General features: G+C 70.2%; 15 protein-coding genes and 1 tRNA gene. 13 read left to right on the top strand and 3 right to left on the bottom strand.

The annotated features are described in order from the left end of the window. The first annotated feature begins 64 nt into the window (after window positions 1-64). The 6 genes from KVA01_RS03970 to pyk all read left to right on the top strand — a co-directional run bounded on the left by KVA01_RS03970 (window position 65) and on the right by pyk (window position 12,178). Window positions 65-2,242: a bifunctional phosphoribosylanthranilate isomerase/tryptophan synthase subunit beta gene (locus tag KVA01_RS03970; RefSeq protein WP_307723011.1), complete on the top strand. Its 2,178-nt coding sequence runs from the start codon at window positions 65-67 to the stop codon at window positions 2,240-2,242. Window positions 2,243-2,301: 59 nt separating this feature from the next. Further along, entirely contained in the window at window positions 2,302-3,093 is a 792-nt protein-coding gene (gene trpA, locus KVA01_RS03965; protein WP_068467249.1) for a tryptophan synthase subunit alpha, read from the top strand. Between the two features lie 8 nt (window positions 3,094-3,101). Then, the gene (lgt, locus tag KVA01_RS03960; RefSeq protein WP_233438755.1) at window positions 3,102-3,968 is read left to right on the top strand and encodes a prolipoprotein diacylglyceryl transferase; all 867 of its coding nucleotides are present in this window, start codon (window positions 3,102-3,104) and stop codon (window positions 3,966-3,968) included. 346 nt (window positions 3,969-4,314) lie between these two features. Then, on the top strand, window positions 4,315-9,015 hold the full coding sequence (gene gltB, locus KVA01_RS03955) for a glutamate synthase large subunit (RefSeq protein ID WP_233438747.1): 4,701 nt from the start codon (window positions 4,315-4,317) through the stop codon (window positions 9,013-9,015). Continuing rightward, window positions 9,008-10,474 carry a glutamate synthase subunit beta gene (locus KVA01_RS03950; RefSeq protein ID WP_141269027.1) on the top strand — a complete coding sequence of 489 codons (1,467 nt, stop codon included), beginning with the start codon at window positions 9,008-9,010 and terminating at the stop codon, window positions 10,472-10,474. Before gltB ends, KVA01_RS03950 begins: the two co-directional genes overlap by 8 nt. A 207-nt stretch (window positions 10,475-10,681) precedes the next feature. Then, window positions 10,682-12,178: a pyruvate kinase gene (gene pyk, locus KVA01_RS03945; protein WP_068467208.1), complete on the top strand. Its 1,497-nt coding sequence runs from the start codon at window positions 10,682-10,684 to the stop codon at window positions 12,176-12,178. 314 nt (window positions 12,179-12,492) lie between these two features. Here the strand turns inward: pyk and KVA01_RS03940 are convergent, their stop codons facing one another. Both KVA01_RS03940 and KVA01_RS03935 read right to left on the bottom strand, forming a co-directional pair. Next, a complete protein-coding gene (locus tag KVA01_RS03940; protein WP_141269025.1) occupies window positions 12,493-12,912 on the bottom strand; it encodes a hypothetical protein in 420 nt (139 codons plus the stop codon). Window positions 12,913-13,361: 449 nt separating this feature from the next. Beyond that, window positions 13,362-13,443, bottom strand: a tRNA-Leu gene (locus tag KVA01_RS03935). Between the two features lie 373 nt (window positions 13,444-13,816). Here KVA01_RS03935 and KVA01_RS03930 point away from each other — a divergent pair. From KVA01_RS03930 to rpsA, 4 genes are all read left to right on the top strand, one after another. Beyond that, window positions 13,817-14,374: an ANTAR domain-containing response regulator gene (locus KVA01_RS03930; RefSeq protein WP_068467245.1), complete on the top strand. Its 558-nt coding sequence runs from the start codon at window positions 13,817-13,819 to the stop codon at window positions 14,372-14,374. Between the two features lie 51 nt (window positions 14,375-14,425). Continuing rightward, entirely contained in the window at window positions 14,426-17,305 is a 2,880-nt protein-coding gene (gene polA, locus KVA01_RS03925) for a DNA polymerase I (protein WP_141269023.1), read from the top strand. 110 nt (window positions 17,306-17,415) lie between these two features. Next, window positions 17,416-18,813, top strand: a complete 1,398-nt coding sequence (locus KVA01_RS03920) for a GNAT family N-acetyltransferase (protein WP_068467202.1) — start codon at window positions 17,416-17,418, stop codon at window positions 18,811-18,813. Window positions 18,814-19,012: 199 nt separating this feature from the next. Further along, window positions 19,013-20,503, top strand: coding sequence for a 30S ribosomal protein S1 (gene rpsA / locus KVA01_RS03915; protein WP_068467200.1), 1,491 nt, complete (start codon window positions 19,013-19,015; stop codon window positions 20,501-20,503). Window positions 20,504-20,725: 222 nt separating this feature from the next. On the opposite strand, the gene KVA01_RS03910 is transcribed toward rpsA, so the two are convergent. Beyond that, window positions 20,726-21,436 (bottom strand): IMPACT family protein, encoded by a 711-nt coding sequence (locus KVA01_RS03910; RefSeq protein ID WP_233438746.1) that lies wholly within the window; start codon window positions 21,434-21,436, stop codon window positions 20,726-20,728. A gap of 151 nt (window positions 21,437-21,587) precedes the next feature. On the opposite strand from KVA01_RS03910, the gene KVA01_RS03905 reads away from it, so the two are divergent. The 3 genes from KVA01_RS03905 to uvrB all read left to right on the top strand — a co-directional run bounded on the left by KVA01_RS03905 (window position 21,588) and on the right by uvrB (window position 26,812). Beyond that, window positions 21,588-23,981, top strand: a complete 2,394-nt coding sequence (locus KVA01_RS03905) for a dephospho-CoA kinase (RefSeq protein WP_141269020.1) — start codon at window positions 21,588-21,590, stop codon at window positions 23,979-23,981. After that, window positions 23,947-24,573 carry a dephospho-CoA kinase gene (gene coaE / locus KVA01_RS03900; RefSeq protein WP_233438745.1) on the top strand — a complete coding sequence of 209 codons (627 nt, stop codon included), beginning with the start codon at window positions 23,947-23,949 and terminating at the stop codon, window positions 24,571-24,573. The genes KVA01_RS03905 and coaE overlap by 35 nt, the downstream gene beginning before the upstream one ends. An 88-nt stretch (window positions 24,574-24,661) precedes the next feature. Continuing rightward, the gene (gene uvrB, locus KVA01_RS03895; RefSeq protein WP_068467195.1) at window positions 24,662-26,812 is read left to right on the top strand and encodes an excinuclease ABC subunit UvrB; all 2,151 of its coding nucleotides are present in this window, start codon (window positions 24,662-24,664) and stop codon (window positions 26,810-26,812) included. Window positions 26,813-26,868: the final 56 nt, after the last annotated feature.

The raw sequence follows: 26,868 nt of genomic DNA, 5'->3' as shown, positions 1-26,868 counted from the left end.
TGCGTGGAACTGGTCATCGTCTTCCGCACGCCGGGTGCTGCGGCACCGGCCCGCGGACCGACGAATGAGGAGTCGCATGACGCAGCAGCACACCGGCACGGTGCTGGACCAGATCATCGCGGGGGTGCGCGAGGACCTCGCGAGTCGCAGGGCCCGGGTGGGCCTGGACGAGGTGCGGCGCGCCGCCGAGCAGCGCGAACCGGCGCTGGACGCGGAGGCGGCACTGCGCGGCACCGCGCCCGCCTCCGTGCAGGTGATCGCGGAGGTCAAGCGCTCCAGCCCCTCCAAGGGCGCGCTGGCGGAGATCGCCGATCCTGCCGCGCTGGCCGCGAGCTACGAGCGCGGGGGAGCCTCGGCGATCTCCGTGCTCACGGAGCAGCGCCGCTTCGGGGGCTCGCTCGAGGACCTCGACGCCGTGCGTGCCGCGGTGGACGTCCCGGTGCTGCGCAAGGACTTCGTCGTGGACGAGTACCAGGTGTGGGAGGCGCGGGCCCACGGCGCGGACCTCGTGCTGCTCATCGTGGCCGCCCTCGACGACGCCCACCTGCGCCGCCTGCTCGAGCTGACCCACGAGCTGGGCATGCACGCCCTCGTGGAGACGCACACGTCCGAGGAGGTCCGGCGGGCGGTGGCCGCCGGCGCCCGGATCATCGGCGTGAACACGCGCAACCTCAAGACGCTGGACGTGGACGTCCACACCTTCGGCCGCGTGGCGGGGGAGATCCCCGGGGACGTCGTCGTCGTGGCGGAGTCCGGTGTGCTCGGCGAGGACCAGATCCGGCTCTACGCCGGCCACGGCGCGAACGCCGTGCTCGCGGGCGAGGTGCTCGTGTGCTCGGAGGACCCGGCGCAGAGCATCGCGCGCTTCCGTGAGGTGGGCGCCCTCGCCCGCGGGGAGTTCCTCGACGGCGTGACCCCGCCGGCCGCGCAGGAGGAGTTCGCCGCCGCGCAGGTGACGGGGGAGGCCGCGCAGGGCGCGCCGTCGACCCTGCGCGAGGCCCCGGGGCCGTACTTCGGGGACTTCGGCGGGCGCTGGATGCCCGAGTCCCTCGTGGCCGCGCTCGACGAGCTCACCGAGACCTTCGAGAAGGCCCGCACGGACGAGGATTTCCTGGAGGAGTTCTCCCGGCTCTCGCGCGAGTACTCGGGCCGCCCGTCCCTGCTGACCGAGGCGGAGCGCTTCGGCGCGGAGCTGGGTGTGCGGGTCTTCCTCAAGCGCGAGGACCTCAACCACACGGGCTCCCACAAGATCAACAACGTGCTGGGCCAGGCGCTGCTCGCCCGGCGCATGGGCAAGACACGGCTGATCGCGGAGACCGGCGCGGGCCAGCACGGCGTGGCCACCGCCACCGCCGCGGCGCTGTTCGGCATGGAGTGCTGCGTGTACATGGGCGAGGAGGACACCCGTCGCCAGGCCCTGAACGTGGCCCGCATGCGCCTGCTCGGTGCGGAGGTCGTGGCCGTGACGAACGGCTCGCGCACCCTCAAGGACGCGATCAACGAGGCGCTGCGGGACTGGGTGGCCTCCGTGGACACCACGCACTACCTGCTGGGCACGGCCGCCGGGCCGCACCCGTTCCCCGCGATGGTGCGCTACTTCCACGAGCAGATCGGCGAGGAGGCCCGCGCGCAGATCCTCGAGAAGGCCGGTCGCCTCCCGGACGCCGTCACAGCGTGCGTGGGCGGCGGATCTAACGCCATCGGCATCTTCCACGGCTTCCTGGACGACGCCTCCGTGGAGCTCTACGGCAACGAGGCCGGCGGCGACGGCGTGGAGACGGGCCGTCACGCGGCGACCATCACACTCGGCCGCCCGGGCGTGATGCACGGCTCCAGGACGTTCCTGATGCAGGACACGGACGGGCAGACGGTGGAGTCCCACTCGATCTCCGCCGGGCTCGACTACCCCGCGGTGGGTCCCGAGCACTCCTACCTGCACTCCATCGGCCGCGTGAAGTACGAGGCCGTGACGGACGTCCAGGCCATGGACGCCTTCCGGCTGCTGTGCCGCACCGAGGGCATCATCCCCGCCATCGAATCCTCGCACGCACTCGCGGGGGCCCGCGAGGTCGCCGCCCGCTGGGTGCGCGAGCTCGGCCCGGAGGCGGCCGCGCAGAAGATCATCGTGGTCTCCCTCTCCGGGCGCGGCGACAAGGACGTCGCCACGGCCGCCGAGTGGTTCGACATGCTCCCGGACGACAGCCACGAGGAACGCGTGGCCCAGAAAGGCGAACAACTGTGAGCACCCCCGCAACGGGCGGCACGCCCGTCACGCTGACCGAACGCATCGTCCCCAAGGGCCTGTCCCGCAACCCCGACTCCGCGCTCTCGCGGCGGATCGAGCAGTGCCGCGCGCAGGGTCGCCCCGCGCTCGTGGGGTACCTGCCCGCCGGGTACCCCACGGTCGAGGAGTCGGTCGAGGCCGCCGTCGCCCTGGGTCGCAACGGCGCGGACGTGATCGAGATCGGCATTCCCTACTCGGACCCCGTGATGGACGGTCCGGTGATCCAGGCGGCCACCACCGCGGCCCTGGCCAACGGCTTCCGCGTGGCGGACGCGTTCACCGTGGTGCGCGCGGTCGCCGAGCGCACGGACGCCGTACCCGTGGTGATGACCTACTGGAACCCCGTGCTGCAGAAGGGCGTGGACGAGTTCGCCCGCCGCCTGGCCGAGGCCGGGGGAGCCGGGGTCATCACCCCGGACCTGATCCCGGACGAGGCCTCGGAGTGGTTCGCGGCGTCCCAGGAGCACGGACTGGACCGGATCTTCCTGGTGGCTCCGTCCACCACGCGCGAGCGCATGGACATGACCGTGAGCGCGGCGTCCGGCTTCGTGTACGCCGTGTCCGTCATGGGCGTCACGGGCACCCGCGACCAGGTGTCCTCCGCCGCGGAGGACGTCGTCGCCCGTGCCCGGGCCGCCGGGGCCGAGCGCGTGTGCGTGGGCCTGGGCGTCTCCTCGCGCGAGCACGTGCTCGAGATCGGCGAGTACGCGGACGGCGTGATCGTGGGCACGGCACTCGTCCGCGCGCTGGGCGAGGGTGGCCCCGAGGCCGTGGGCAGGCTCGCGGCGCACCTGGCGGGACGCGAGTGACGCCCCTCCTGGTGCCCGCGTCCATCCCCTCGCCGGGCATCAGCAGCATCCACCTGGGCTTCTTCACGCTGCACTTCTACGCGCTGTGCATCCTGGTGGGGATCGGGCTGGCCATCTGGCTCACGACCCGCCGGTGGAGGCAGCGCGGTCAGGATCCGGACGTGCTGTGGGACATCGTCTTCTGGGCGGTGATCGCCGGGATCATCGGTGCGCGCGCCTACCACGTGCTCATCACGGACCCCAAGGGGTACTTCGGCCCCGGGGCCGATCCGACTGCGGTGTTCCGGATCTGGGAGGGCGGACTCGGCATCATGGGCGCGGTCCTCTTCGGGGCCGGTGCCGCGTGGTTCGTCTCGCGCCGGAACGGGCTGCCCCTGTCCGTCTTCGCGGACTGCGTGGCGCCCGCGCTGCTGCTGGCCCAGGCGTGCGGGCGCTGGGGCAACTGGTTCAACCAGGAGCTCTTCGGGAAGCCCACCACGCTGCCGTGGGGCCTGGAGATCTCACCTTCCTCCCCGAACTTCCCGGCGGGGCTGCCCGCGGACACCCTGTTCCACCCCACGTTCCTCTACGAGAGCCTGTGGAACCTGCTCGGTGTGGTGGTCCTGCTGGCGCTGGACCGCCGCTTCCAGCTGCGCCACGGCCGGCTCTTCGCCCTGTACATGGTGTACTACGGCTTCGGCCGGCTCATGATCGAGCTGTTTCTGCGCGTGGACCCGGCGCTGATGATCGGCGGGGTGCGCGTGCACGTGTGGACCTCGCTGGCCATCGTGGTCGCGGGTCTCGTGATCTTCGTGGTCGTCGGACGCAGGGGCCGCCGGGACGGGACGGAGCCCGCGGCGCCTGCGGCTCAGGCCGCCCCGGACGCCACCGCCTGAGACCGCCTGGCCGCGCGGCCGGCTGCCTCGCACAGGACCTCGGGACCGTCGTGTCCCGGGGTCCTGTGCATGCTGCGTCAGCCGCAGTCGTCATCGTGGGGCGTCATCTACGCCCCGCGGCACGGGGTGACACGCGTTACGTGGTAAGTTACCCACGCGCCCGCCGAAACCGCTCACCCGCAAGGTTCCCGGGCCCGATCCTCGGTCCTCTCGGACCGTCTCCTTCCGCAATGGGGCGGACATCGCGCGTCACCTGGATCCCACGGCGCCCGCTGCACACCCACACGAGTGTTCCCCGGGCATCGTCGACGCACCAGACCTGCCCACCCCGTGGTGAGGAGCATCCATGACCCATCAGCATCCCCGTACCTCCGGTGCCGCACCGCGCACGGACGCGTCGTCAGCCGGGGACACGGTCGACGACGGCGCCCCCGTGGTCTCGCCGTTCGAGCAGTTCTCCGCCGTTCCCGAGGACACCGGGCTGTACCACCGCGAGGACGAGAAGGATGCCTGCGGCCTCGCCGTGATCGCCACCCTCGACGGCGTGGCGTCGCACGACATCGTCGACGCCGCCCTCACCGCCCTGCGCAACCTCGAGCACCGCGGAGCCGTGGGCGGGGACGAGGGCACGGGCGACGGCGCGGGGCTGCTGACCCAGATCCCGGACGAGTTCCTGCGCGAGCAGGTGGACTTCGCGCTGCCGCCGCAGGGTGCCTACGCCGTGGGCACGGCGTTCATGCCCACGGGCGGCAAGCACCTGGAGGACCTCAAGCGCTCCCTCGAGGAGCTCGCCCGCACGGAGCACCTCACGGTGCTCGGCTGGCGCGACGTCCCGGTCGAGGAGGACGTCGTGGGCGCCTCCGCGCGCGCCGTGATGCCCACGTTCGTGCAGTTCTTCGTCTCGGACAAGAGCCACAACGAACGTGCCGCCTCCCTCTTCGCCCGCGACGCGACGTCGTACGATCCCGCCGCCGCCCAGCTGGAGCTGGACCAGAAGGCGTTCCGCGTGCGCAAGCGCGCGCAGAACAAGTTCGGCGTGTACTTCCCGTCCTTCTCCTCCCGGACCCTGGTCTACAAGGGAATGCTGACCACCGCGCAGCTCGAGCCGTTCTACCCGGACCTCTCGGACCCGCACTACACCACCAAGCTCGCGGTCGTGCACTCGCGCTTCTCCACCAACACGTTCCCGTCCTGGCCGCTCGCGCAGCCCATGCGCACACTGGCGCACAACGGCGAGATCAACACGGTCGTGGGCAACCGCAACTGGATGCGCGCCCGGCAGTCCTCCATGTCCGGCGCGGTGCTGGGCCGTCAGCCGGAGGACCTGTTCCCCATCTGCTCCGAGGGGGCCTCGGACTCGCAGTCGCTGGACGAGGTCGCGGAGCTGCTGCAGCTGTCCGGCCGCCCGGTGACCGAGACCATGCTCATGCTGATCCCGGAGGCGTGGCAGAACCACGAGACCATGGACCCGCAGCTCAAGGCGTTCTACGAGTACCACTCCACGCTCATGGAGCCGTGGGACGGCCCGGCGTGCGTGTCCTTCACGGACGGTGTGCGCGTGGGCTCGGTGCTGGACCGCAACGGGCTGCGCCCGGGCCGCTTCTGGCAGACCGATGACGGCCTGGTGATCTTCGCGTCGGAGGTGGGCGTCGTGGACGTGGGGGACCGCACGGTCGTGCGCAAGGGCCGGGTCTCCCCGGGAACCATGTTCCTGGTGGACACGGACGAGGGACGGATCGTCGAGGACAGCGAGATCAAGGCCGAGCTCGCCGCCGCGAAGCCCTGGCAGGACTGGGTCCGCGACTCGGTGCTGCCGGTGGGCGAGCTGCCCGAGCGCGAGCACATGACCCACCCGGCGCACTCGGTGCGGCTGCGACAGAAGACCTTCGGGTACACCGAGGAAGAGCTGAAGATGATCATCGGTCCCATGGCGCTGGCCGGGGCCGAGCCGATCTACGCGATGGGCACCGACACTCCCGTGGCCGTGCTCTCCAACCGCTCCCGGCTGCTCTACGACTACTTCGTGCAGTCCTTCGCCCAGGTGACCAACCCGCCGCTGGACGCGATCCGCGAGGAGCTCGTCACGTCCATGGCCGGTTCCGTGGGCCCCACGGCCAACCTGCTCTCCACGCAGCAGACCCGGACCCGGCAGATCCGCCTGACGTTCCCGGTGATCGACAACGACCAGCTGGACCAGTTCGTGCACCTGGACGACGAGGACGGTGTGCCGCTGAGCCTGCGCGTGCGCGGACTCTACCGCCCGCTGGACGGTGCGGAGTCCCTGCGCGCCCGGATCGCCGAGATCTGCGAGAAGGTCTCCGCCGCCGTGAACCGCGGGGTGCAGTTCGTCATCATCTCCGACCGCGACTCCAACGGCGTGTGGGCGCCGATCCCGTCGCTGCTGCTGACCTCCGCGGTGCACCACCACCTGCTGCACTCGGCCACCCGCACCAGGGTGGCGCTGATCGTGGAGTCCGGCGACGTCCGCGAGGTGCACCACGTGGCGCTGCTGCTGGGCTACGGGGCCTCGGCGGTGAACCCGTACCTCGCCATGGAGTCCGCGGAGGAGCTCGTGCGCCGCGGGCGCATCACGGGCGTCACCGAGGAGCAGGCCGTGGCCAACCTCATCAAGGCGCTCGGCAAGGGCGTCCAGAAGATCATGTCCAAAATGGGCATCTCCACGGTGCAGTCCTACTGCGGTGCCCAGACCTTCGAGGCACTGGGGCTGTCCAGCGAGCTCGTGGACGACTACTTCGCGGGCACCCGCACCCAGATCGAGGGCGTGGGCCTGGACGTGATCGCGGCGGAGACCGAGTCGCGCCACCGCCTGGCGTACCCCGAGGACGGTGTCACCGAGCCGCACCGCGACCTCGCGACCGGCGGCGAGTACAACTGGCGCAGGGAGGGCCCGCGCCACCTCTTCGACCCGCACACCATCTTCCGGCTGCAGCACGCCACGCGCACCGGACGCTACGACATCTTCAAGTCCTACACCTCCCGCGTGAACGACCAGGCCAAGGAGATCGCCACCCTGCGTGGCCTCATGAGCTTCGCCTCCAGGCGCGAGCCCGTGGACATCGACGACGTCGAGCCCGTCAGCGAGATCGTCAAGCGGTTCTCCACCGGGGCCATGAGCTACGGCTCGATCTCCATGGAGGCCCACGAGACGCTCGCGATCGCCATGAACATGCTCGGTGGCAAGTCCAACACGGGCGAGGGCGGTGAGGACCCCGAGCGACTCGTGGACCCGCAGCGCCGTTCGGCGGTCAAGCAGGTGGCCTCCGGGCGCTTCGGCGTGACGAGCCTGTACCTGGCCTCCGCGGACGACCTGCAGATCAAGATGGCCCAGGGCGCCAAGCCCGGCGAGGGCGGCCAGCTGATGGCGCAGAAGGTCTACCCGTGGATCGCCCGCACGCGGCACTCCACCCCGGGTGTGTCCCTGATCTCGCCGCCGCCGCACCACGACATCTACTCGATCGAGGACCTCGCGCAGCTGATCTACGACCTCAAGCGCTCGAACCCCCGCGCGCGGGTGCACGTCAAGCTCGTGTCGGAGCGGGGGATCGGCACGGTCGCGGCGGGGGTGACCAAGGCCAAGGCCGACGTCGTGCTGGTCTCCGGCCACGACGGCGGCACGGGTGCCGCGCCCCTGAACTCGCTCAAGCACGCGGGCATGCCGTGGGAGCTGGGCCTGGCCGAGGCGCAGCAGACGCTGCGGCTCAACGGGCTGCGCGAGCGCGTGGTCGTGCAGGCGGACGGGCAGCTGAAGACCGGACGCGACGTCGTCGTCGCCGCGCTGCTCGGGGCGGAGGAGTTCGGCTTCGCGACCGCCCCGCTGGTGGTCGAGGGCTGCATCATGATGCGCAAGTGCCACCTGGACACGTGCCCCGTGGGCGTGGCCACCCAGAACCCGGAGCTGCGCCGGCGCTTCACCGGCAAGGCCGAGCACGTGGTGAACTTCTTCGAGTTCATCGCGCAGGAGGTGCGCGAGCTGCTCGCGGAGCTGGGCTTCCGCAGCATCGCGGAGGCCGTGGGCCACGCCGAGGTGCTGCGCACGCAGGAGGCCGTGGCGCACTGGAAGGCCAAGGGCCTGGACCTGAGCCCGGTGCTGGACTCGTTCCGAGCCGAGGGCGTCAAGGACGGGCTGCGCAACACCACCGTGCAGGACCACGAGCTCGAGAAGCACTTCGACAACAAGCTGATCCCGCTCGTGGGCCCGGCCATCGACTCCGCCGAGCCCGTGCGGATCCAGGAACGGGTGGTCAACACGGACCGCGCGGTGGGCACCATGCTCGGCTACACGGTCACGAACGCCCTCGGCCTGCGCGAGCTGCCGGACGACACGGTGGACGTGACCCTCACGGGCCAGGCCGGGCAGTCGCTCGGCGCGTTCATCCCCCGCGGCATCACGCTGCGGCTCGAGGGAGACGCCAACGACTACACCGGCAAGGGACTCTCCGGTGGTCGGATCGTCGTGCGGCCCCCGCGCGACGCAGGGTTCGTGGCCCACGAGAACGTGATCGCCGGCAACGTGATCGGCTACGGCGCGACCAGCGGCGAGATGTTCTTCAACGGCGTCGTCGGCGAACGCTTCCTGGTCCGCAACTCGGGTGCCACGGCGGTCGTCGAGGGCATCGGCGACCACGGCTGCGAGTACATGACCGGCGGTGTGGCCGTGGTCCTGGGCGAGACCGGCCGCAACTTCGGTGCCGGCATGTCCGGGGGAGTGGCCTACGTGCTGGACCTGGACCCGGTGGACGTGAACAAGCAGGCCCGCGACAGCGGGGACCTGCAGCTGGATCACCTGGACCCGCAGGACCGCGAGCTGCTCACCGGGCTGATCAAGCGCCACGGAGAGGAGACCAGCTCGGAGTTCGCCCGCGAGCTGCTCGCGGACCCGGACGCCCTGGCGACCCGCTTCACCAAGGTGCTCCCGCGGGACTACTCCGCGGTGCTCGCACTGCGCAACGAGGCCGAGGCCGCCGGGGACGACCCGGACGGCGACGCCACCTGGCACAAGATCCTGGAGGTGACCGACCGTGGCTGATCCCCGTGGTTTTCTCAAGGTCCGCACGCGTGAGGACCGCCCCAAGCGACCCGTTCCCGTGCGACTCATGGACTGGAAGGAGGTCCAGCAGCGGCAGGAGGACGGCACGATCAACGAGCAGGCCGGCCGGTGCATGGACTGCGGCGTGCCGTTCTGCCACCAGGGCTGCCCGCTGGGCAACCTGATCCCGGAGTGGAACGACCTCGTGTGGCGCGAGCAGTGGGACGAGGCGTCCGAGCGCATGCACGCCACCAACAACTTCCCGGAGTTCACCGGGCGGGTGTGCCCGGCGCCGTGCGAGTCCTCGTGCGTGCTGGGCATCAACCAGCCGGCCGTGACCATCAAGCAGGTCGAGTACGCGATCGGCGAGAAGGCGTTCGAGGACGAGCTCATCAAGCCGTACATCCCGCAGCGGCTCGTGGGCAAGACCATCGCGGTCGTGGGCTCCGGTCCGGCGGGTCTCGCCGCGGCGCAGCAGCTCACGCAGGCGGGCTTCACCGTGGCCGTGTACGAGCGCGACGACAGCATCGGCGGGCTGCTGCGCTACGGCATCCCGGACTTCAAGCTCGAGAAGTCGGTGCTGGAGCGCCGCCTGGAGATCATGCGCCAGGAGGGCACCAAGTTCCGCCCCGGCGTGGAGATCGGCCAGGACATCACGTGGGACGCGCTGCGCCGCCGCTACGACGCCGTGATCGTCGCCACCGGTGCCACCCGCCCGCGCGACCTGGACATCCCCGGCCGGCAGCTGGACGGCATCCACTACGCGATGGACTACCTGGTGCGCTCCAACAAGCACGTGGCCGGCCAGGAGGTTCCGGACCTGATCGACGCCAAGGGCAAGAACGTCATCGTCCTGGGCGGCGGTGACACGGGCTCCGACTGCATCGGCACCGCGCTGCGGCAGGGCGCGGCGTCGGTGACGTCCCTGGCCATCGGCCGCAAGCCGCCGGCGGACCGCGCGGACGAGGAGCCGTGGCCCATGATGCCGCGGGTCTTCGAGGTCTCCACGTCCCACGAGGAGGGCGGGGAGCGCACGTACCTCGCCTCCACCGTGGAGTTCGTGGGCAACGACGACGGCGTGCTGACCGGTCTGCGGGTCGCCGAGACCGAGTACCGCGAGGACGGCTCCCGCGTGCCGAAGCCCGGCACGGAGAAGGTGCTCCCGGCGGACCTCGTCTTCCTGGCCCTGGGCTTCACCGGCAACGAGTCGGAGGAGCTCACCGACCAGCTGCCCGTGTCCCTGGACCGGCGCAGCAACGTGGCGCGGGACGAGACCTACATGACCGCCGTGGACGGCGTGTTCTCGTGCGGCGACGCCGGGCGCGGGCAGTCCCTGGTGGTGTGGGCCATCGCGGAGGGCCGGGCGTGCGCGGCGCACGTGGAGCGCCACCTCACCGGTCAGACCCGGCTGCCCGAGCCCGTGGAGCCGTCGGAGCGCGCGATCGACCTGAGTGTCTGACCGAACGTCTGGACGATTGTCCGAGCACGTCCGGACGTGATCCACGGGACGCCGTGGCGTGAACGAGGTCGTATCCATTCACGGTGCACGTTGCTAAGGTGGAGGCAGACATCGGCGGAGCGGCCGCGGCCATGCAGCACTTCGTTGCCCGGCCCGGCCGCTTTGCCGTGTGTGCAGACCATCCGCCAATCGAAAGGGAGTCACCCCATGCGTCGAGCGAAGATCGTAGCCACCATCGGCCCCGCCATTTCCTCGTACGAGAACATCACCCGAGCGATCCAGGCGGGGATGAACGTGGCTCGCCTGAACATGAGCCACGGCGACCACGAGGTCCACAACGCGTCCTACGAGAACCTGCGGCGCGCGAGCGAGGAGCTGGACACCACCGTGGCCATCCTCGCGGACCTGCAGGGTCCCAAGATCCGCCTCGGCAACTTCGCGGACGGCCCCCACGACCTCGCGGTCGGGGACACGTTCACGATCACCGTGCGGGACATCCCCGGCACCAAGGACATCTGCTCCACCACGCACAAGGGCCTGCCCGGTGACGTGAGCGTGGGCGATCCGCTGCTGATCGACGACGGCAAGGTCGCCCTGCGCGCCACCGCCGTCTCGGACACGGACGTCACCACGGAGGTCGTGGTCCCGGGCACCGTCTCGGACCACAAGGGCATCAACCTGCCGGGCGTGGCCGTCAACGTGCCCGCCCTGAGCGAGAAGGACGAGGCGGACCTGCGCTGGGCGCTGCAGCGCGGCGTGGACATCATCGCGCTGTCCTTCGTGCGCGACGCCAAGGACATCGAGCGCGTGCACGAGATCATGGCCGAGGAGGGGCGCAAGCTCCCCGTGATCGCCAAGATCGAGAAGCCGCAGGCCGTGGACGCCCTGCACGAGATCATCGACGCGTTCGACGGCATCATGGTCGCCCGCGGTGACCTGGGCGTCGAGCTGCCGCTGGAGGCCGTGCCGATCGTGCAGAAGCGCGCGATCGAGCTCGCCCGCCGCTGGGCCAAGCCCGTGATCGTGGCCACCCAGGTGCTCGAGTCCATGATCGACAACCCGCGCCCCACGCGCGCGGAGGCCTCGGACTGCGCGAACGCCGTGCTCGACGGCGCGGACGCCGTGATGCTCTCGGGCGAGACCTCGGTGGGCAAGTACCCCATCAAGACGCTCGAGACCATGTCGAACATCATCGTGGCCACCGAGACCCAGGGCATGGACCGCATGCCGCCGCTGGGCACCGAGCCCCGCACGCGCGGCGGTGCGATCACCCTCGCCGCGGTGACCATCGCCCGGCAGCTGGACGTGAGCTACATCTGCACGTTCACCCAGTCCGGCGACTCCGCCCGCAGGCTCTCCCGCCTGCGCCCGGACCGCCCGATCCTCGCCTTCACCCCGGAGCGCAGCGTGCAGTCCTGGCTGCAGCTGCTGTGGGGCGTGCAGCCCATCCGCGTGGAGCGCGTGGAGCACACGGACGACATGACCCGCCAGGTGGACCACTACCTGCTCGAGCACGAGCTCGCGAGCACCGAGGACATGGTCGTCATCTGCGCCGGGTCTCCTCCCGGACACGCCGGGTCCACCAACCTGGTCAAGGTCCACCGCGTGGGCGACCTGCAGGACGCCGGCGAGGCGCCCCAGCGTGAGCGCCACGAGGAGGTTCGCCCCTGGGGCGGCGGGGAGCTGCACGGCTCCGCGTCCTAGCGCGAGCCGTGATCGGCGCGCCGCGCGGTGAGCACTGCCCGGCGACACGCTGAGTGAACGACGACGGCGCGGGGCCGTGGATCGAGCAGATCCGCAGCCCCGCGCCGTCGTCGTTCCATGTCCGGGGCCCGCGCGCCGGTGCCCGCGGGCGCGACGGTGCGAAACGGTGCGGACATGCGAACGGCCCCGTTCCCACGGGGCCGTTCGTCGCTGGTGGAACGTGCGTTCAACCAGGTTGTGGTGGCGGTGGGCAGATCAGGTGGGGCCCGGGACGAATCCGGCCCCGCCCTGATGCGTGCCTTGCGCCGTGGTGCCTACGGCGTGTCCGAGCAGGTGGCGATGGAGTAGGCGCCGGTGGCGCTGTTCTCCTTCGTCTTCTTGCCGTCGCGCGTGAGCGTGCAGCTGACCTTTGCGTCGGACGCGCCGGACTTGTCCTGCACCGTCACCGAGTAGAAGTCCGTGGTCTTGGCGGTCACGGTCTCGGTCCACGTGGTGGTCATGTCGGCGGTGCTCATGGAGCCGCCGGCACCGTAGGAGACGGAGGCCGACTCCGAAGCGGTGGCGTCGAGCTTCAGCTGGTCCTTGCCGTCCGCCGAGCCCGCGCTGCTGTTGCTGTCCGCGGAGCTGGTCGCGGCGCTGGACTGGATGGAGTCGTTCACGGTCTTCGCGGCGCCGCCGATGAGGGTGACGCACCCGGCGAAGAGCAGGAGGACGACCACCACGATGATGCCCACGATCCACGGCCACTTCTTCCGCTTCTTCTTCGGCGGTTCCTGGTAGTAGCCCTGCTGCGGATGGCCCTGCTGCCCGTAGGGCTGGCCGTCCTGGGGGCGGTGGTTCCCGGGCTGCCCCTCGGGGCGGGTCCGTTGGTGGGGGTGCTCATGGTGTTCTCCCTGCTGTGGTCTGCGTGACGGATCGCTCTTGCGATAGCAAATGAGTGCGTGCGCACCAACCTACCGGGGAGGGCCACTGACTGCGTTCTACGTCACAACGTGTCGTGACGGGCGTCGAACCCGTGGCGTGCGGCGAGTGAGGCCTGGCGCCTTGGCGGCCGGGGTCCGCGTACGTGGCTCACGGGGCACTGCTCATGGCCCGGGGTCCTTACGGGCGGCACGGTGGCAACGAAAAACGGCCCCGCGTCAACGAGGCCGTTCCTGTGCTGCTCCCACCGGGAGCGTTGCGGTGCCCAAGGTGGGACTCGAACCCACACATGTCTCCATACCGCATTTTGAGTGCGGCGCGTCTGCCAATTCCGCCACTTGGGCCGGTCAGTGGTGGGCCTCTCACCGGAGGCACCCCGCTGGCGCGGCTCACAGCATACATGATGGGACTAGGCTGGAGACCGTTGCGACGACGCCCCGGAGGCCCCCGCAGAGGCCGTAAGAACGGCTGCGCGGGACACCGGGCGGCGCGCCCACGGGCCCCGACCGTGAGGACCCGTGCCGTGCGGCGTCGTCGTCCACATGTCGTCTGCACCGCCGTACCGCGTCCGCCCGTGACGGACGTCCGACCCCGAACCGAGGAGATCCCGTGACGGATTCACCCAGCACCCCGGACAACGCCGCGCCCGAGCCCGTCCCGGCGGAAGCCTCGCAGGAGGACACCGTTGCCGCGCCCGGCGCCGGCGAGACCCGCACCGTGGTGGTGGCGGAGGACGAGGCGCTGATCCGCATGGACATCGTCGAGATGCTCCAGGACGCCGGCTACCGCGTGGTGGCGCAGGCGGAGAACGGCGAGCAGGCCGTGGCCCTGACCGCGGAGCACCGCCCGGACGTGGTGCTCATGGACGTGAAGATGCCCGTGATGGACGGCATCACAGCGGCGGAGCAGATCGCGGGCCAGCGGATCGCGCCCGTCGTCCTGCTCACGGCGTTCAGCCAGCGCGAGCTCGTGGAGCGCGCCCGCGAGGCCGGGGCCATGGCCTACGTGGTCAAGCCTTTCACGGTCGAGGACGTGGTGCCCGCCATCGAGATCGCGATGTCCCGCTTCGAGGAGATCGCCGCGCTCGAGAACGAGGTCGTGGACATGAAGGAGCAGTTCGCCACGCGCAAGCTCGTGGAGCGCGCCAAGTCCCTGCTCCAGACCAAGATGGGCCTTTCCGAGCCGGAGGCGTTCCGCTGGATCCAGAAGACCTCCATGGATCGCCGGCTGTCCATGCGCGAGGTGGCCGAGGCGATCATCAGCCAGGTGGCCTGACCGCCCGGCCCTGCGCCCCGGGGCGTCGGAGCCTGGCCCTAGGATGGTCGTGTGACTGAGACGAAGGACAAGGCCGCCCAGGACCAGCCCGCGACCCGCACGGTGGTGATCGGCGAGAAGACCGACTCCCCGCGGGAGGTGCCGCTGCCCGTGCCCGTCTCCCGGCCGGAGAAGCGGCTGCTGCTGATCGACGGCCACTCCCTGGCGTTCCGCGCCTTCTTCGCGCTCTCCCGCGCCGCCGAGTACGGTGGCGGTCCCGGGTTCGTCACCTCCGAGGGCGTGCACACCGAGGGTGTCTACGGCTTCGTGAACACCATGGTCAAGCTCCTGCGCGAGGAGAAGCCCACCCACCTGGTGGTTTCCTTCGACCTCGAGGGCCCCACGCTGCGCTCCCAGGAGTACGGGGAGTACAAGGGCGGCCGCGACGAGACCCCGGAGGAGTTCCACGGCCAGGTCCCCAACATCCAGCGCATCCTGGAGGCGGTGGGCATTCCCATCGTCACGAGCGAGGGCCACGAGGCGGACGACGTCCTGGCCACGCTCGCCACCACGGCGGCCGCGGAGGACTTCGAGGTGCTCGTGTTCTCGGGGGACCGCGACGCCTTCCAGATGATCACGGACCACGTCACGGTGGTCTACCCGGGCCGCACCCCCTCGGACCTGCGCCGCATGGACGCGGAGGCGGTCTTCGAGAAGTACAAGGTCGCGCCCCAGAACTACCCGGACCTCGCCGCTCTCACGGGGGAGACGGCGGACAACCTGCCGGGTGTGCCCGGCGTGGGCCCCGGCTTCGCCGCCAAGTGGATCACCGCCTACGGCCCGGTGGAGTCCCTGCTCGAGCACGCGGACAAGATCACGGGCAAGAAGGGTGAGGCGCTGCGCGAGAACGAGGACCTCGTGCGCCGCAACCGCAAGCTCAACCGCCTGCTCACGGACCTCCCGCTCGACATCGACCTCACGGACGCCGCCCTGCCGCACGCGGATCCGGAGACCGTGGCCGCCATCTTCGACGAGCTCGAGTTCGGCTCGCAGCTGCGCGGACGTCTGCTGGACGCCTTCGGTGCGGCCGCCGCGGACGACGACGCCGTCACGCCGGCCGAGGTCACGGACGTCACCCGGGTGCGCACCGCCGCGGAGTTCGCGGCCTGGACGGCAGCGCTCGAGGAGGGGGACGCCGTCGTCGTGCGCCGACTCTCCGTCGAACCCAAGGCGCCGTCCGGCACGGAAGTCACGAGCCTGATGCTCACCGGAGCCACGGGTGCCGCCGTGGACCTGGTCGAGGCGGACCAGGACCTCTCCGGCGCGGTGGAGGCATGGCTCGCGGACCCCGCCGCGCCCAAGATCGTGGACGGGCTCAAGGACCTCTACCACGGGCTGCTGCTGCGCGGCATCGAGCTCGCGGGCGTCGTGGACGACGTCCAGCTCTCGGGGTACCTGGTGCGCCCGGCGCTGCGCTCCTACGAGCTGGAGGCCCAGCTCGCCCAGCACCTGGACGTGGAGGTCGCGACGGTCGAGGCGGATTCGGCGGCCGAGCAGCAGGGCCAGACCGCACTGGACCTCGACACGGACGGTGAGCCGTCCGGTGTCAGCGACGCCGAGCTCGTACGCCAGGCGACCCTGGGTGCCGCGTGCCGTCAGCTGAGCGAGCACCTGCGGGGCCTGCTCGAGGCGGACGGTCAGCTGCCCCTGCTCACCGAGCTCGAGATGCCGCTCGCGGTGATCCTCGCCCGCATGGAGAACGCGGGCATCGCCATCGACCGTCCCGGCATCGACCAGCTCTTCGAAGATCTCCAGCAGCCCATCGACCAGGCCTTCGAGCTCGCCCAGGCGCAGCTCGACCACGAGATCAATCTGGGCTCCACCAAACAGCTGCAGGCCGTGATGTTCGACGAGCTCGGCCTGCCCAAGACCAAGAAGACCAAGACCGGCTTCACCACGGACGCCGCCGCGGTCGCGGACCTGCTCGGACGGGTGGACCCGGAGACGCAGGGCTCGCGGTTCCTCGTGGCCCTGATGAACTGGCGCGAGTACTCCAAGCTCAAGCAGATCGTGGCCGGCCTGCGGGACGCCATTGCCGAGGACGGCCGGATCCACACCACGTACCAGCAGACCGTCGCGGCCACGGGGCGGCTGTCCTCCACCGGACCCAACCTGCAGAACATCCCGGTGCGCACCGAGCAGGGCCAGCGCATCCGCGACGTGTTCGTGGTGGGGGAGGACGCGCAGGGCCCGTTCGAGTGCCTGATGACCGCGGACTACTCACAGATCGAGATGCGCATCATGGCGCACCTCTCCGGGGACGAAGGTCTCATCGAGGCGTTCCGGGCGGGGGAGGACCTGCACCGTTTCGTGGGCTCGCGCGTGTTCGACGTCGCTCCGGAGGACGTCACCCCGGCCATGCGCTCCAAGGTCAAGGCCATGAGCTACGGACTGGTCTACGGGCTGAGCTCCTACGGACTCTCCCAGCAGCTGAACATCGGGGTGGACGAGGCCCGCACCATGATGAGCGGGTACTTCGAGCGCTTTGGCGGGGTGCGGGACTTCCTGCGCGGCGTCGTCGAGGAGGCCCGTTCCAAGGGCTACACGGAGACCATCGACGGGCGCCGCCGCTACCTCCCCGAGCTCACGAGCGACAACCGGCAGGCCCGCCAGGCCGCCGAGCGCATGGCCCTGAACGCGCCCATCCAGGGCTCGGCCGCAGACATCATCAAGAAGGCCATGATCGGCGTGGACCGCGCCCTGCGCGAGGGGTCGATGCGCTCCCGCGTGCTGCTGCAGGTCCACGACGAACTCATCGTGGAGGTCGCCCCCGGGGAGGCCGCCGCCGTGGAGGAGATCCTGCGCACCGAGATGGCCGGCGCCGCGGACCTCACCGTGCCCCTGGACGTCAACGTGGGCACCGGGCGCACGTGGCACCAGGCGGCCCACTGACGCCCACCCCGCAGCCAGACCGTCCGCCCGCGTGCGTCTCCGACCCCGCCCGGCGGTCGGACCCGCCCCGGGACTCCGCAGACCGAGGACCCCGCAGACCGAGGAGCACCATGACCGCGACACCCCCGAACGAGCAGCCCACCGAGACCACGTACAGCGCACGCGGCAGCAACTACGTGCTGCGCAAGTTCTTCGTGGAGGAGGGCGGCGTGGCGGCGAACCCCGAGGCCGTCGAGTGGCACCGCGCCGTGGACCACGGCTTCCACGGTCCCGAGCCCACCGAGGAGGCCACCGGCCACATCCTCGAGTCCATGCGCGCGGTGGGCACCCGGCTGCGGGCGGCCTACACGGCCGATCCCGTCCCCACGGCGGCGCTGGGCGCGGACCGGCCGGTGGCAACGTTCTGCTCCTGGAACTCCGAGCTCACGGTCGGACCGGGTGCCGGGGTCCCCGCCTGGCTCATCTCCGAGGTCACCGTGCGCCCGACCCACGCCCGCCGCGGGCTGCTGCGCCGTCTGATGACGGACGACCTCACCGAGGCGCACGAGGCCGGCTTCCCGATCGCGGCGCTGACCGCCTCCGAGGCGACCATCTACGGCCGCTTCGGTTTCGGCGCGGGCACGTTCAACACTGAGATCACGGTGGACGCCCACACCCGGCTGCAGCTGAAGGCGCCCACGGTGGGTTCCGTGGAGATGGCGGACAACCAGGCGGTGGCGCGGCTCGCCCCCGAGATCTTCGAGCGCTTCCACCGGCAGACCGCCGGCTCCGTGGACCGCCAGCCCAAGTGGTGGGGTCTGGTCTCCGGCGCCTGGGACTGGCACGAGGGCAAGTCGGACCCCGAGATCCGCACGGCCGTGCACTACGACGCCGACGGCCGCGCGGACGGGTACGTCAGCTACAAGTTCCTTCCCACGCAGGGCTTCGAGGGTGCGTTGAAGGTCGTGGACCTGGTGTGCCCGAACTGGGAGGGGCGCATCGCCCTGTGGGAGTACCTGTGCAACCTGGACCTCGTCACGGAGGTCCGCCACGCGGGTGCGCCCATGGAGGACGCCCTGATGTGGGGCATGGTGGACATGTCCGCGTACACGGTGCGCAAGCGCTTCGAGCGCCTGTGGCTGCGCGTCCTCGACCCCGTGGCGGCACTGAGCGCCCGCCGCTACACGTCCCACCGCCGGCTCACACTGTCCATCGTGGACTCCATGGGCTTCGCGGACGGCATCTTCACGATCGACACCACCGGGGACGAGACCCGCGTGGAACGGGTGGGGGACCGGCCGCGCACGCAGGACGACCTCGCCGGGAAGTCCATGCCCGCCGTTGAGCTGCCGGACGGCGTGGACGTGGCCCTGAACGTGGACGCCCTGGGCTCCCTGTACCTGGGGGCCGTCAAGGCCTCCACCCTGTACTACGGCGGGCTGCTGCGCGTGCGGGACCAGGACGCCCTGCGGGACATCCAGGCGCTGATGTCCACGCCCACGGACCCGTACTGCATCTCCCCGTTCTGATTCCGCGCCCCCTCGGGGGACCGCACACCCGCGGAGGCACGCACCGCGCCAGGCTTGAACCCGAGGTGCTCGGGCCCTAGACTGGAGCGGTGCGTGCATTCGCACGCCCTGAGCACCACCTGAGTTTCCGGACAACGCCCCACCGGGCGGCACCGGGAACGGGAAACCATCAAACCAATTCCATCGGAGTCCCTACTACATGACCACCACCACCCAGCAGGTTGCCGTCAACGACATCGGAACGGAAGAGGACTTCCTCGCCGCTGTCGACGCAACCATCAAGTACTTCAATGACGGCGACCTCGTGGAAGGCACCGTCGTCAAGGTCGACCGCGACGAGGTCCTCCTGGACATCGGGTACAAGACCGAAGGTGTCATCCCCTCGCGTGAGCTGTCCATCAAGCACGACATCAACCCTGACGACGTCGTGGCCGTGGGTGACGAGGTGGAGGCTCTGGTCCTCACCAAGGAGGACAAGGAAGGTCGCCTGATCCTCTCCAAGAAGCGCGCTCAGTACGAGCGTGCCTGGGGCGACATCGAGAAGGTCAAGGAAGAGGACGGCGTCGTCACCGGCACCGTCATCGAGGTCGTCAAGGGCGGCCTCATCCTGGACATCGGCCTGCGCGGCTTCCTGCCCGCCTCCCTCGTGGAGATGCGCCGCGTCCGCGACCTCGCGCCGTACATCGGTCAGCAGCTCGAGGCGAAGATCATCGAGCTCGACAAGAACCGCAACAACGTGGTCCTCTCCCGCCGTGCCTGGCTCGAGCAGACCCAGTCCGAGGTGCGCGCCAACTTCCTGCAGCAGCTGCAGAAGGGCCAGGTCCGCACGGGCACCGTCTCCTCGATCGTCAACTTCGGTGCGTTCGTGGACCTGGGCGGCGTCGACGGCCTGGTGCACGTCTCCGAGCTGTCCTGGAAGCACATCGACCACCCCTCCGAGGTTGTCGAGGTCGGCCAGGAAGTCACCGTCGAGGTGCTGGACGTGGACATGGACCGCGAGCGTGTCTCCCTGTCCCTGAAGGCCACCCAGGAGGATCCCTGGCAGCTCTTCGCCCGCACCCACGCCCTGGGTCAGGTCGTGCCGGGCAAGGTCACCAAGCTGGTTCCGTTCGGTGCGTTCGTGCGCGTCGAGGACGGCATCGAGGGCCTGGTGCACATCTCCGAGCTGGCGCAGCGCCACGTGGACATGGCCGAGCAGGTCGTCTCCGTCAACGAGGAGCTCTTCGTCAAGGTCATCGACATCGACCTCGAGCGTCGCCGCATCTCGCTGTCGCTGAAGCAGGCCAACGAGGGTGTGGACCCGGAGTCCACCGACTTCGATCCCGCCCAGTACGGCATGGCCGCCGAGTACGACGAGCAGGGCAACTACAAGTACCCCGAGGGCTTCGATCCCGAGACCAACGAGTGGATCGAAGGCTACGAGGAGCAGCGCGCGGCGTGGGAGGAGCAGTACGCCCAGGCCCAGTCCCGCTGGGAGGCCCACAAGGAGCAGGTGCGCAAGCACATCCAGGACGACCAGGAAGCTGCCGCGACCACGTCGTCGTCCTCTTCTTCCTCCTCGTCCTCGTCGGCCCCGAGCCACGCGTCGGGTCCCACGAGCTACTCCTCGGAGCAGTCCTCCGAGGACGCCGGCACGCTCGCCTCGGACGAGGCGCTGGCCGCTCTGCGCGAGAAGCTCACCGGTCACTGAGTCACGCGTGGGTGTCACCCCCCGGGTTCCGGCGGGTGACACCCGCTGAGCGTTGACGAAAGGTCCCGCACCCCAAGGGGTGCGGGACCTTTTGCGTGTCCGGGGAGTGTCTGCACGAGGAGCCGAGGTGCTGCGTCCTGCGGCCTGGGTCGTATGGCGGACCCGAGGCAGAGCCCGCGGGCACGCCCTTCAGACGTGTTAGGGCCTGGCCCCCCGCGAGGATCAGGGGATGTCCTCCCAGACCGGTTCACCGAGAGTGGGCTCGCCGTGGCCCGAGGTGACGCTCGCGAGCACGGCCCGGGCGGCGTCGAGCTCGGAAAGAAGGTCTGGAACGAGCGCGTGGAGCACCGCGTGGCCCGCGCGGTACTCGGTGGGGAGGACGGTCAGGTCACGGGCGCGGATCTCGGCCTCCACTCGTCCGGCGTCCCCGTGTGGGACCGGCAGGGCGAGGTCGCGGCAGCGGACGCGCCGCACCAGGGGAGCGTCCTGCAGCGCCTCCGTGACCGCGCCGGAGTAGGCGCGCACGAGACCGCCCGCTCCCAGCTTGATTCCGCCGAACCAGCGCACGACGACGGCGCACGCGTCCGAGAGGTCGGCGGCGTCGTCCCCGCGCGTCTGGGGCACGTACGAGGAGAGCGCCTGCAGCATGGGGACACCGGCGGTTCCCGCCGGTTCGCCGTCGTCGGAGGAGCGTCCGATCTCGCGGTGCGCCCCGATCAGGAAGGCCGAGCAGTGGTGCCGCGCGTCCCGGTGCTCCGACGTCACGCGCGCGATGAACGCCCGGGCGGCGTCCTCGTCCTGGACTCGGGTGAGCAGCGCGAGAAAACGCGACTTCTTGATCTCGAGCTCCGCCGAGTGGACCGTTCCCGCGCGCGGGACGGTGTAGGACACAGGGTGTGCGGGGGACTGGGCGGCGAGGGGATCGGAGGACACGCCCTCCAGTGTAGGGAGGGGGTGGCCAGAGTCCCCGGTCGCCCCTGAGAACCCGGAAGCGGGTGGCGAACCAGAAGGGTCCCCGACAACCGGCCGCTACAGTGTGGGGGAGCCGACTGCGACGTCCACGTTCCCTGCCGAAAGTTGCTCCGTGCTGCATCGACTCCACGACTGTCTCGGGCTGCGCACCACGCCCTCCATCTTCTTCGTCTCCGCGGCGCTCGTGGTGGTGTTCACCGCGGCCATGAGTCTGTTCCCGGGGCCGGTGCAGGGGGTCTTCGGCGACATCGCGCACGTGCTGCGCTATCAGACGGGGTGGTTCTACACGCTCAGCGTCACCGGCCTCGTGATCTTCGCGGTGGGCCTGGCCCTGAGCCGCTACGGTCGAGTCAGGCTCGGTGACGACGACTCCGAGCCCGCGTACTCCGGACTGACCTGGTTCGGGATGCTCTTCGCCGCCGGTGTGGGCGCGGTGCTGATGTTCTGGGGTGTCGCGGAGCCCATCAACCACTACGCGAACCCGCCCATGTACGGGACCGAACCGGCCTCGGACCGTTCCGCCGTGGAGGCGCTGAACATCGCGAACTTCCACTTCGGCGTGCACATGTGGGCCATTCTCGCGGTGCCCGGACTCGCCTTCGGCTACTTCACGTACAATCGCAAGCTCCCGCCGCGTGTCTCCTCTGCGTTTCACCCGCTGCTGGGGGACGGCATCCACGGCCCGTGGGGCAAGGCCATCGACATCCTCTCCATCGTGGCCACGGTCTTCGGGCTGGCGGTCTCCGTGGGACTGGGTGCGCTGCAGATCAACAGCGGGCTCACGTACGTGTACGGGATCCCCATGGAGGGGTGGGTCCAGGCGGCGATCATCGCCGTGATCACCGCGGTGGGGCTCGCGTCGGTGCTGGCTGGGATGGAGAAGGGCATCAAGCGGCTGTCCTACGCGAACATCATCCTGGCCGTGGCCCTGCTGCTGTTCGTGCTGATGGCCGGGGCCTCCATGTCCACGATGCGCGCCGTCGTGGAGCCCGTGGGCGGCTACCTGGGTCAGCTGCCCACGCTGGCGTTCTTCAACGACACGTACGGGGGCGGGCAGTGGTCGGGGGACTGGACGGTCTTCTACTGGGCGTGGACGGTCACCTGGGCCCCGTTCGTGGGCATGTTCGTGGCCAAGATCTCGCGCGGGCGGACCATCCGGCAGTTCGTCGTGGGTGTGCTCGGGGTGCCCTCGGCATTCGTCGCCGTATGGATGGCCGTGTACGGCTACAACGCGATCCGTATCGACCGCGCCCCGCAGACGCGGGGGACCCTCACGGAGACCATCGTGACGCAGGGCAACCCGGAGGCCGCTCTCTTCCAGTTCCTGCAGACGATGCCGTGGTTCGCGGTCACGGCATTCGTGGCGCTGGTCGTGATCACGATCTTCTTCATCACGTCCATCGACTCCGGGGCGCTCGTGATGGACGCCATGGCCAACGGGCACGAGGACGAGGGATCCCGCCGGCAGCGCATCTTCTGGACGCTCGCCGTGGGAGCGGTGTGCACCGCGATCATCGCGACCTCCGGGGAGAACGGACTCGACGCCCTGCAGGAGGTTATCATCGTGATCGGTGCGCCCGTGATGCTCCTCGAGGTGCTCCAGGCCGTCATGCTGCTGCAGGCGCTGCGGCAGGACGCGGGCACGGCGCGGCCCATGCGCACCCGCCAGTGGAAGCGCGTGCTGCCCGCGGAGGAGTACCACCGCCGGGCGCAGGAGGCCGGCCCGGCGGTTGCGGACTTCGTGATCCGGCCGGAGTACGAGGTGGGCACGGAGCCGGAGCACGACACGCACCAGCCCCGCACGTGGCACTGGCAGCGGGAGCAGGAGGGCCGACCCGTCTACCAGCTCGCGCTGACGGGCGGTGCTTCGGCGGGCAAGCGCACCGCGGCGCGCGCCTTCGAGGAGCTCGGGGCCGTGATGCTCGACAGCGTGCAGATGTGGCACGAGCTGCTCGAACCCGGCACGGGGACGCGCAGCGAGGTGGAGCGGGTCTTCGGCGACCAGCTGGCCACGGCCCCCGAGGCGTCGGCGGCCGAGGTCTCGGACGCGCTCGACGAGCTGATGGCCCGCAACGAGACGGTGCGTGCGCGGGCGCACGAGCTGCTGATGCCGCACATGCGGGAGATCGCGCGGCGTCGCGCCCGGGACGTGGGGCCGGACGCCGTGATGGTCCAGGTGGTCCGCGACCCCCTCGAGGCGGAGCAGCGCGACCGCTTCGACCTCGTGGTCGCAGTGGCCGCCCCGGCGGAGGAGCGCGTCCAGCGGCTGCGTGAGGACGAGGGGCTGCCGGTGGACGTCGCCTGGGACGTCGTGGACCGTGCCCCCTCCGAGAACGAGACCAGGGGCGTTGCGGACCGGGTGATCGTCAACGACGGGGACGTGGAACAGGTGCGGGAGCAGGTCCGGGAGATCTGGAATGATCAGATCCTCCCCGTCCTGCAGGAGGACGGCGCGGTGGAGGAGGAAGACCGTGACGGAACTGTTCACCCGACCGGGTCGCACTGACGTCCTGCGCGTGGGCCTCACCGGGGGGATCGCCTCCGGGAAGTCCACCGTCTCGCGCCGCCTCGCGGAGCTCGGTGCGCGCGTCATCGACGCAGATGCTCTGGCCCGTGCCCTCCAGGAGCCGGGAGCCGCCGGGTACGAGGGCATCGTCGCGCACTTCGGCCCCCGGGTCCTCATGGGCGACGACGCCGCCCTGGACCGCGCGGCCCTCGCCGCCATCGTCTTCGCGGATCCTTCGGAGCTCGAGGCCCTGAACGGGATCATGCACCCGCTCGTGCGCCGGGAGAGCGCCCGGCTGGTCGAGGAGGTTCCCCCGGGCGGGGTTGTCGTGCACGACATCCCGCTGCTCGTGGAGACCGGCCAGCACGAGGGCATGGACCGCGTGGTCGTGGTCGAGGCGCCGGAGGAGGAGCGCGTGCGCCGCATGGTCGAGGACCGTGGGATGGACGAGCAGGACGCCCGGGCCCGGATCGCCGCACAGGCCACGGACGAGCAGCGCCGCGCAGTGGCCACGACCGTGCTGGAGAACTCCGGAACGGTCGAGCAGCTCGTGGCGCAGGTGGACGGGTGGTGGCGCGCGGAGGTTGCGTGATCCCGCGGGCCTGACACGCACGCGAGCCGAGTGCGGAGGCGGCGGGCGGCGTCGTCATCGTGTCTGAGCCTGCGCGTACCCTGATGCCATGTCGCTCGCCCAGAAGATCAATCGCGTGGTCGCACCCTTCGAGGTCGTGTCCGAGTTCCAGCCCGCCGGTGACCAGCCCAAGGCCATTGCCGAGCTTGCGGAGCGGATCCAGGGCGGCGAGAAGGACGTCGTGCTCATGGGCGCCACGGGCACCGGCAAGTCCGCGACCGCGGCGTGGCTGATCGAGGCCGTGCAGCGGCCCACGCTGCTGCTCGTGCAGAACAAGACGCTGGCCGCCCAGCTCGCCAACGAGCTGCGTGAGCTGCTGCCCAACAACGCGGTCGAGTACTTCGTCTCCTACTACGACTACTACCAGCCGGAGGCGTACGTCCCGCAGACGGACACCTTCATCGAGAAGGACTCCTCGGTCAACGAGGAGGTGGAGCGGCTGCGGCACTCCGCCACCAACTCGCTGCTCACGCGCCGCGACACCGTGGTGGTCTCCACCGTCTCGTGCATCTACGGCCTCGGCACGCCGGAGGAGTACGTCAAGCAGATGGTCACCCTGGCCGTGGGCGAGGAGATGGACCGGGACGCCCTGCTGCGCCAGTTCGTCAACATGCAGTACGTCCGCAACGACGTCGACTTCCACCGCGGCACCTTCCGTGTACGCGGCGACACCGTGGAGATCATCCCCATGTACGAGGAGCTCGCCCTGCGGATCGAGTTCTTCGGGGACGAGATCGAGGCCCTCTACACGCTGCACCCGCTCACCGGTGAGATCGTGAACGAGGAGCAGGAGATGTACGTCTTCCCGGCCTCGCACTACGTGGCCGGCGCGGAGCGCATGGCCACCGCCATCGAGTCCATCCAGAAGGAGCTGCAGGAGCGGCTGCAGGAGCTCGAGTCGCAGAACAAGCTCGTCGAGGCCCAGCGGCTGCGCATGCGCACCACGTACGACCTCGAGATGATGGAGCAGATGGGCTACTGCAACGGCATCGAGAACTACTCGCTGCACATCGACGGCCGCCCGCGCGGCTCCGCCCCGCACTGTCTGCTGGACTACTTCCCGGACGACTTCCTGCTCATCATCGACGAGTCCCACGTGACCGTGCCCCAGATCGGGGGCATGTACGAGGGGGACATGTCCCGCAAGCGCACGCTCGTGGAGCACGGCTTCCGGCTGCCCTCGGCCATGGACAACCGGCCGCTGAAGTGGGACGAGTTCCTCGAGCGGATCGGGCAGACCATGTACATGTCCGCGACCCCGGGGCCGTACGAGATGTCCAAGGTGGACTCCGTGGTGGAGCAGATCATCCGTCCCACCGGGCTCGTGGACCCGCAGGTGATCGTGAAGCCCACCAAGGGCCAGATCGACGACCTCCTGGAGCAGATCGAGCTGCGGGTGGAGCGCAACGAGCGCGTCCTCGTGACCACGCTGACCAAGCGCATGGCCGAGGACCTGACCGAGTACCTCATGGAGCACGGCGTCAAGGTCCAGTACCTGCACTCGGACGTGGACACCCTGCGCCGCGTGGAGCTGCTGCGCGAGCTGCGCATGGGCGTGTTCGACGTGCTCGTGGGCATCAACCTGCTGCGCGAGGGACTCGACCTCCCGGAGGTGTCGCTCGTCGCGATCCTGGACGCGGACAAGGAGGGCTTCCTGCGCTCCACCACGTCCCTGATCCAGACCATCGGCCGTGCCGCCCGCAACGTCTCGGGAGAGGTCCACATGTACGCGGACAAGATCACCCGCTCCATGGACGTCGCCATCGAGGAGACCAACCGCCGCCGGGACATCCAGATCGCGTACAACAAGGAGCACGGGATCGACCCCACGCCCCTGCGCAAGAAGATCGCGGACATCACCGACCAGCTGGCCCGGGAGGACGAGGACACCAAGACCCTGCTGGCCCAGCGCTCGGCGGCGAACAACCACACGGCACCCGTCAAGGGCAAGGGCGGCGGCACGTCCTCCGTGACCGGACCGGAGAAGAACCAGGCCGCCGCGGCCGCGGAGTCCAAGCTGCTGCGCGACGGCGTGGCCGCCGCTCCGGCGGAGGACCTGGTCCAGCTGATCGAGGAGCTCAGCGAGCAGATGCGCAACGCGGCCACCGAACTGAAGTTCGAGCTGGCCGGGCGGCTGCGGGACGAGATCGCGGACCTGAAGAAGGAGCTGCGCCGCATGAAGGATGCGGGCCACGCCTGACCAGCCCGGATGCCCTCCGCGCTCCGGTACACTGCATGACCTGTGCGGTCCGGCCA

The organism is Kocuria varians (genome assembly GCF_006539885.1).
GTDB lineage: Bacteria > Actinomycetota > Actinomycetes > Actinomycetales > Micrococcaceae > Kocuria > Kocuria varians.
The sequence above is the reverse complement of the archived record's forward strand: the minus strand, read 5'-3'. Positions and strand labels throughout refer to the sequence as shown.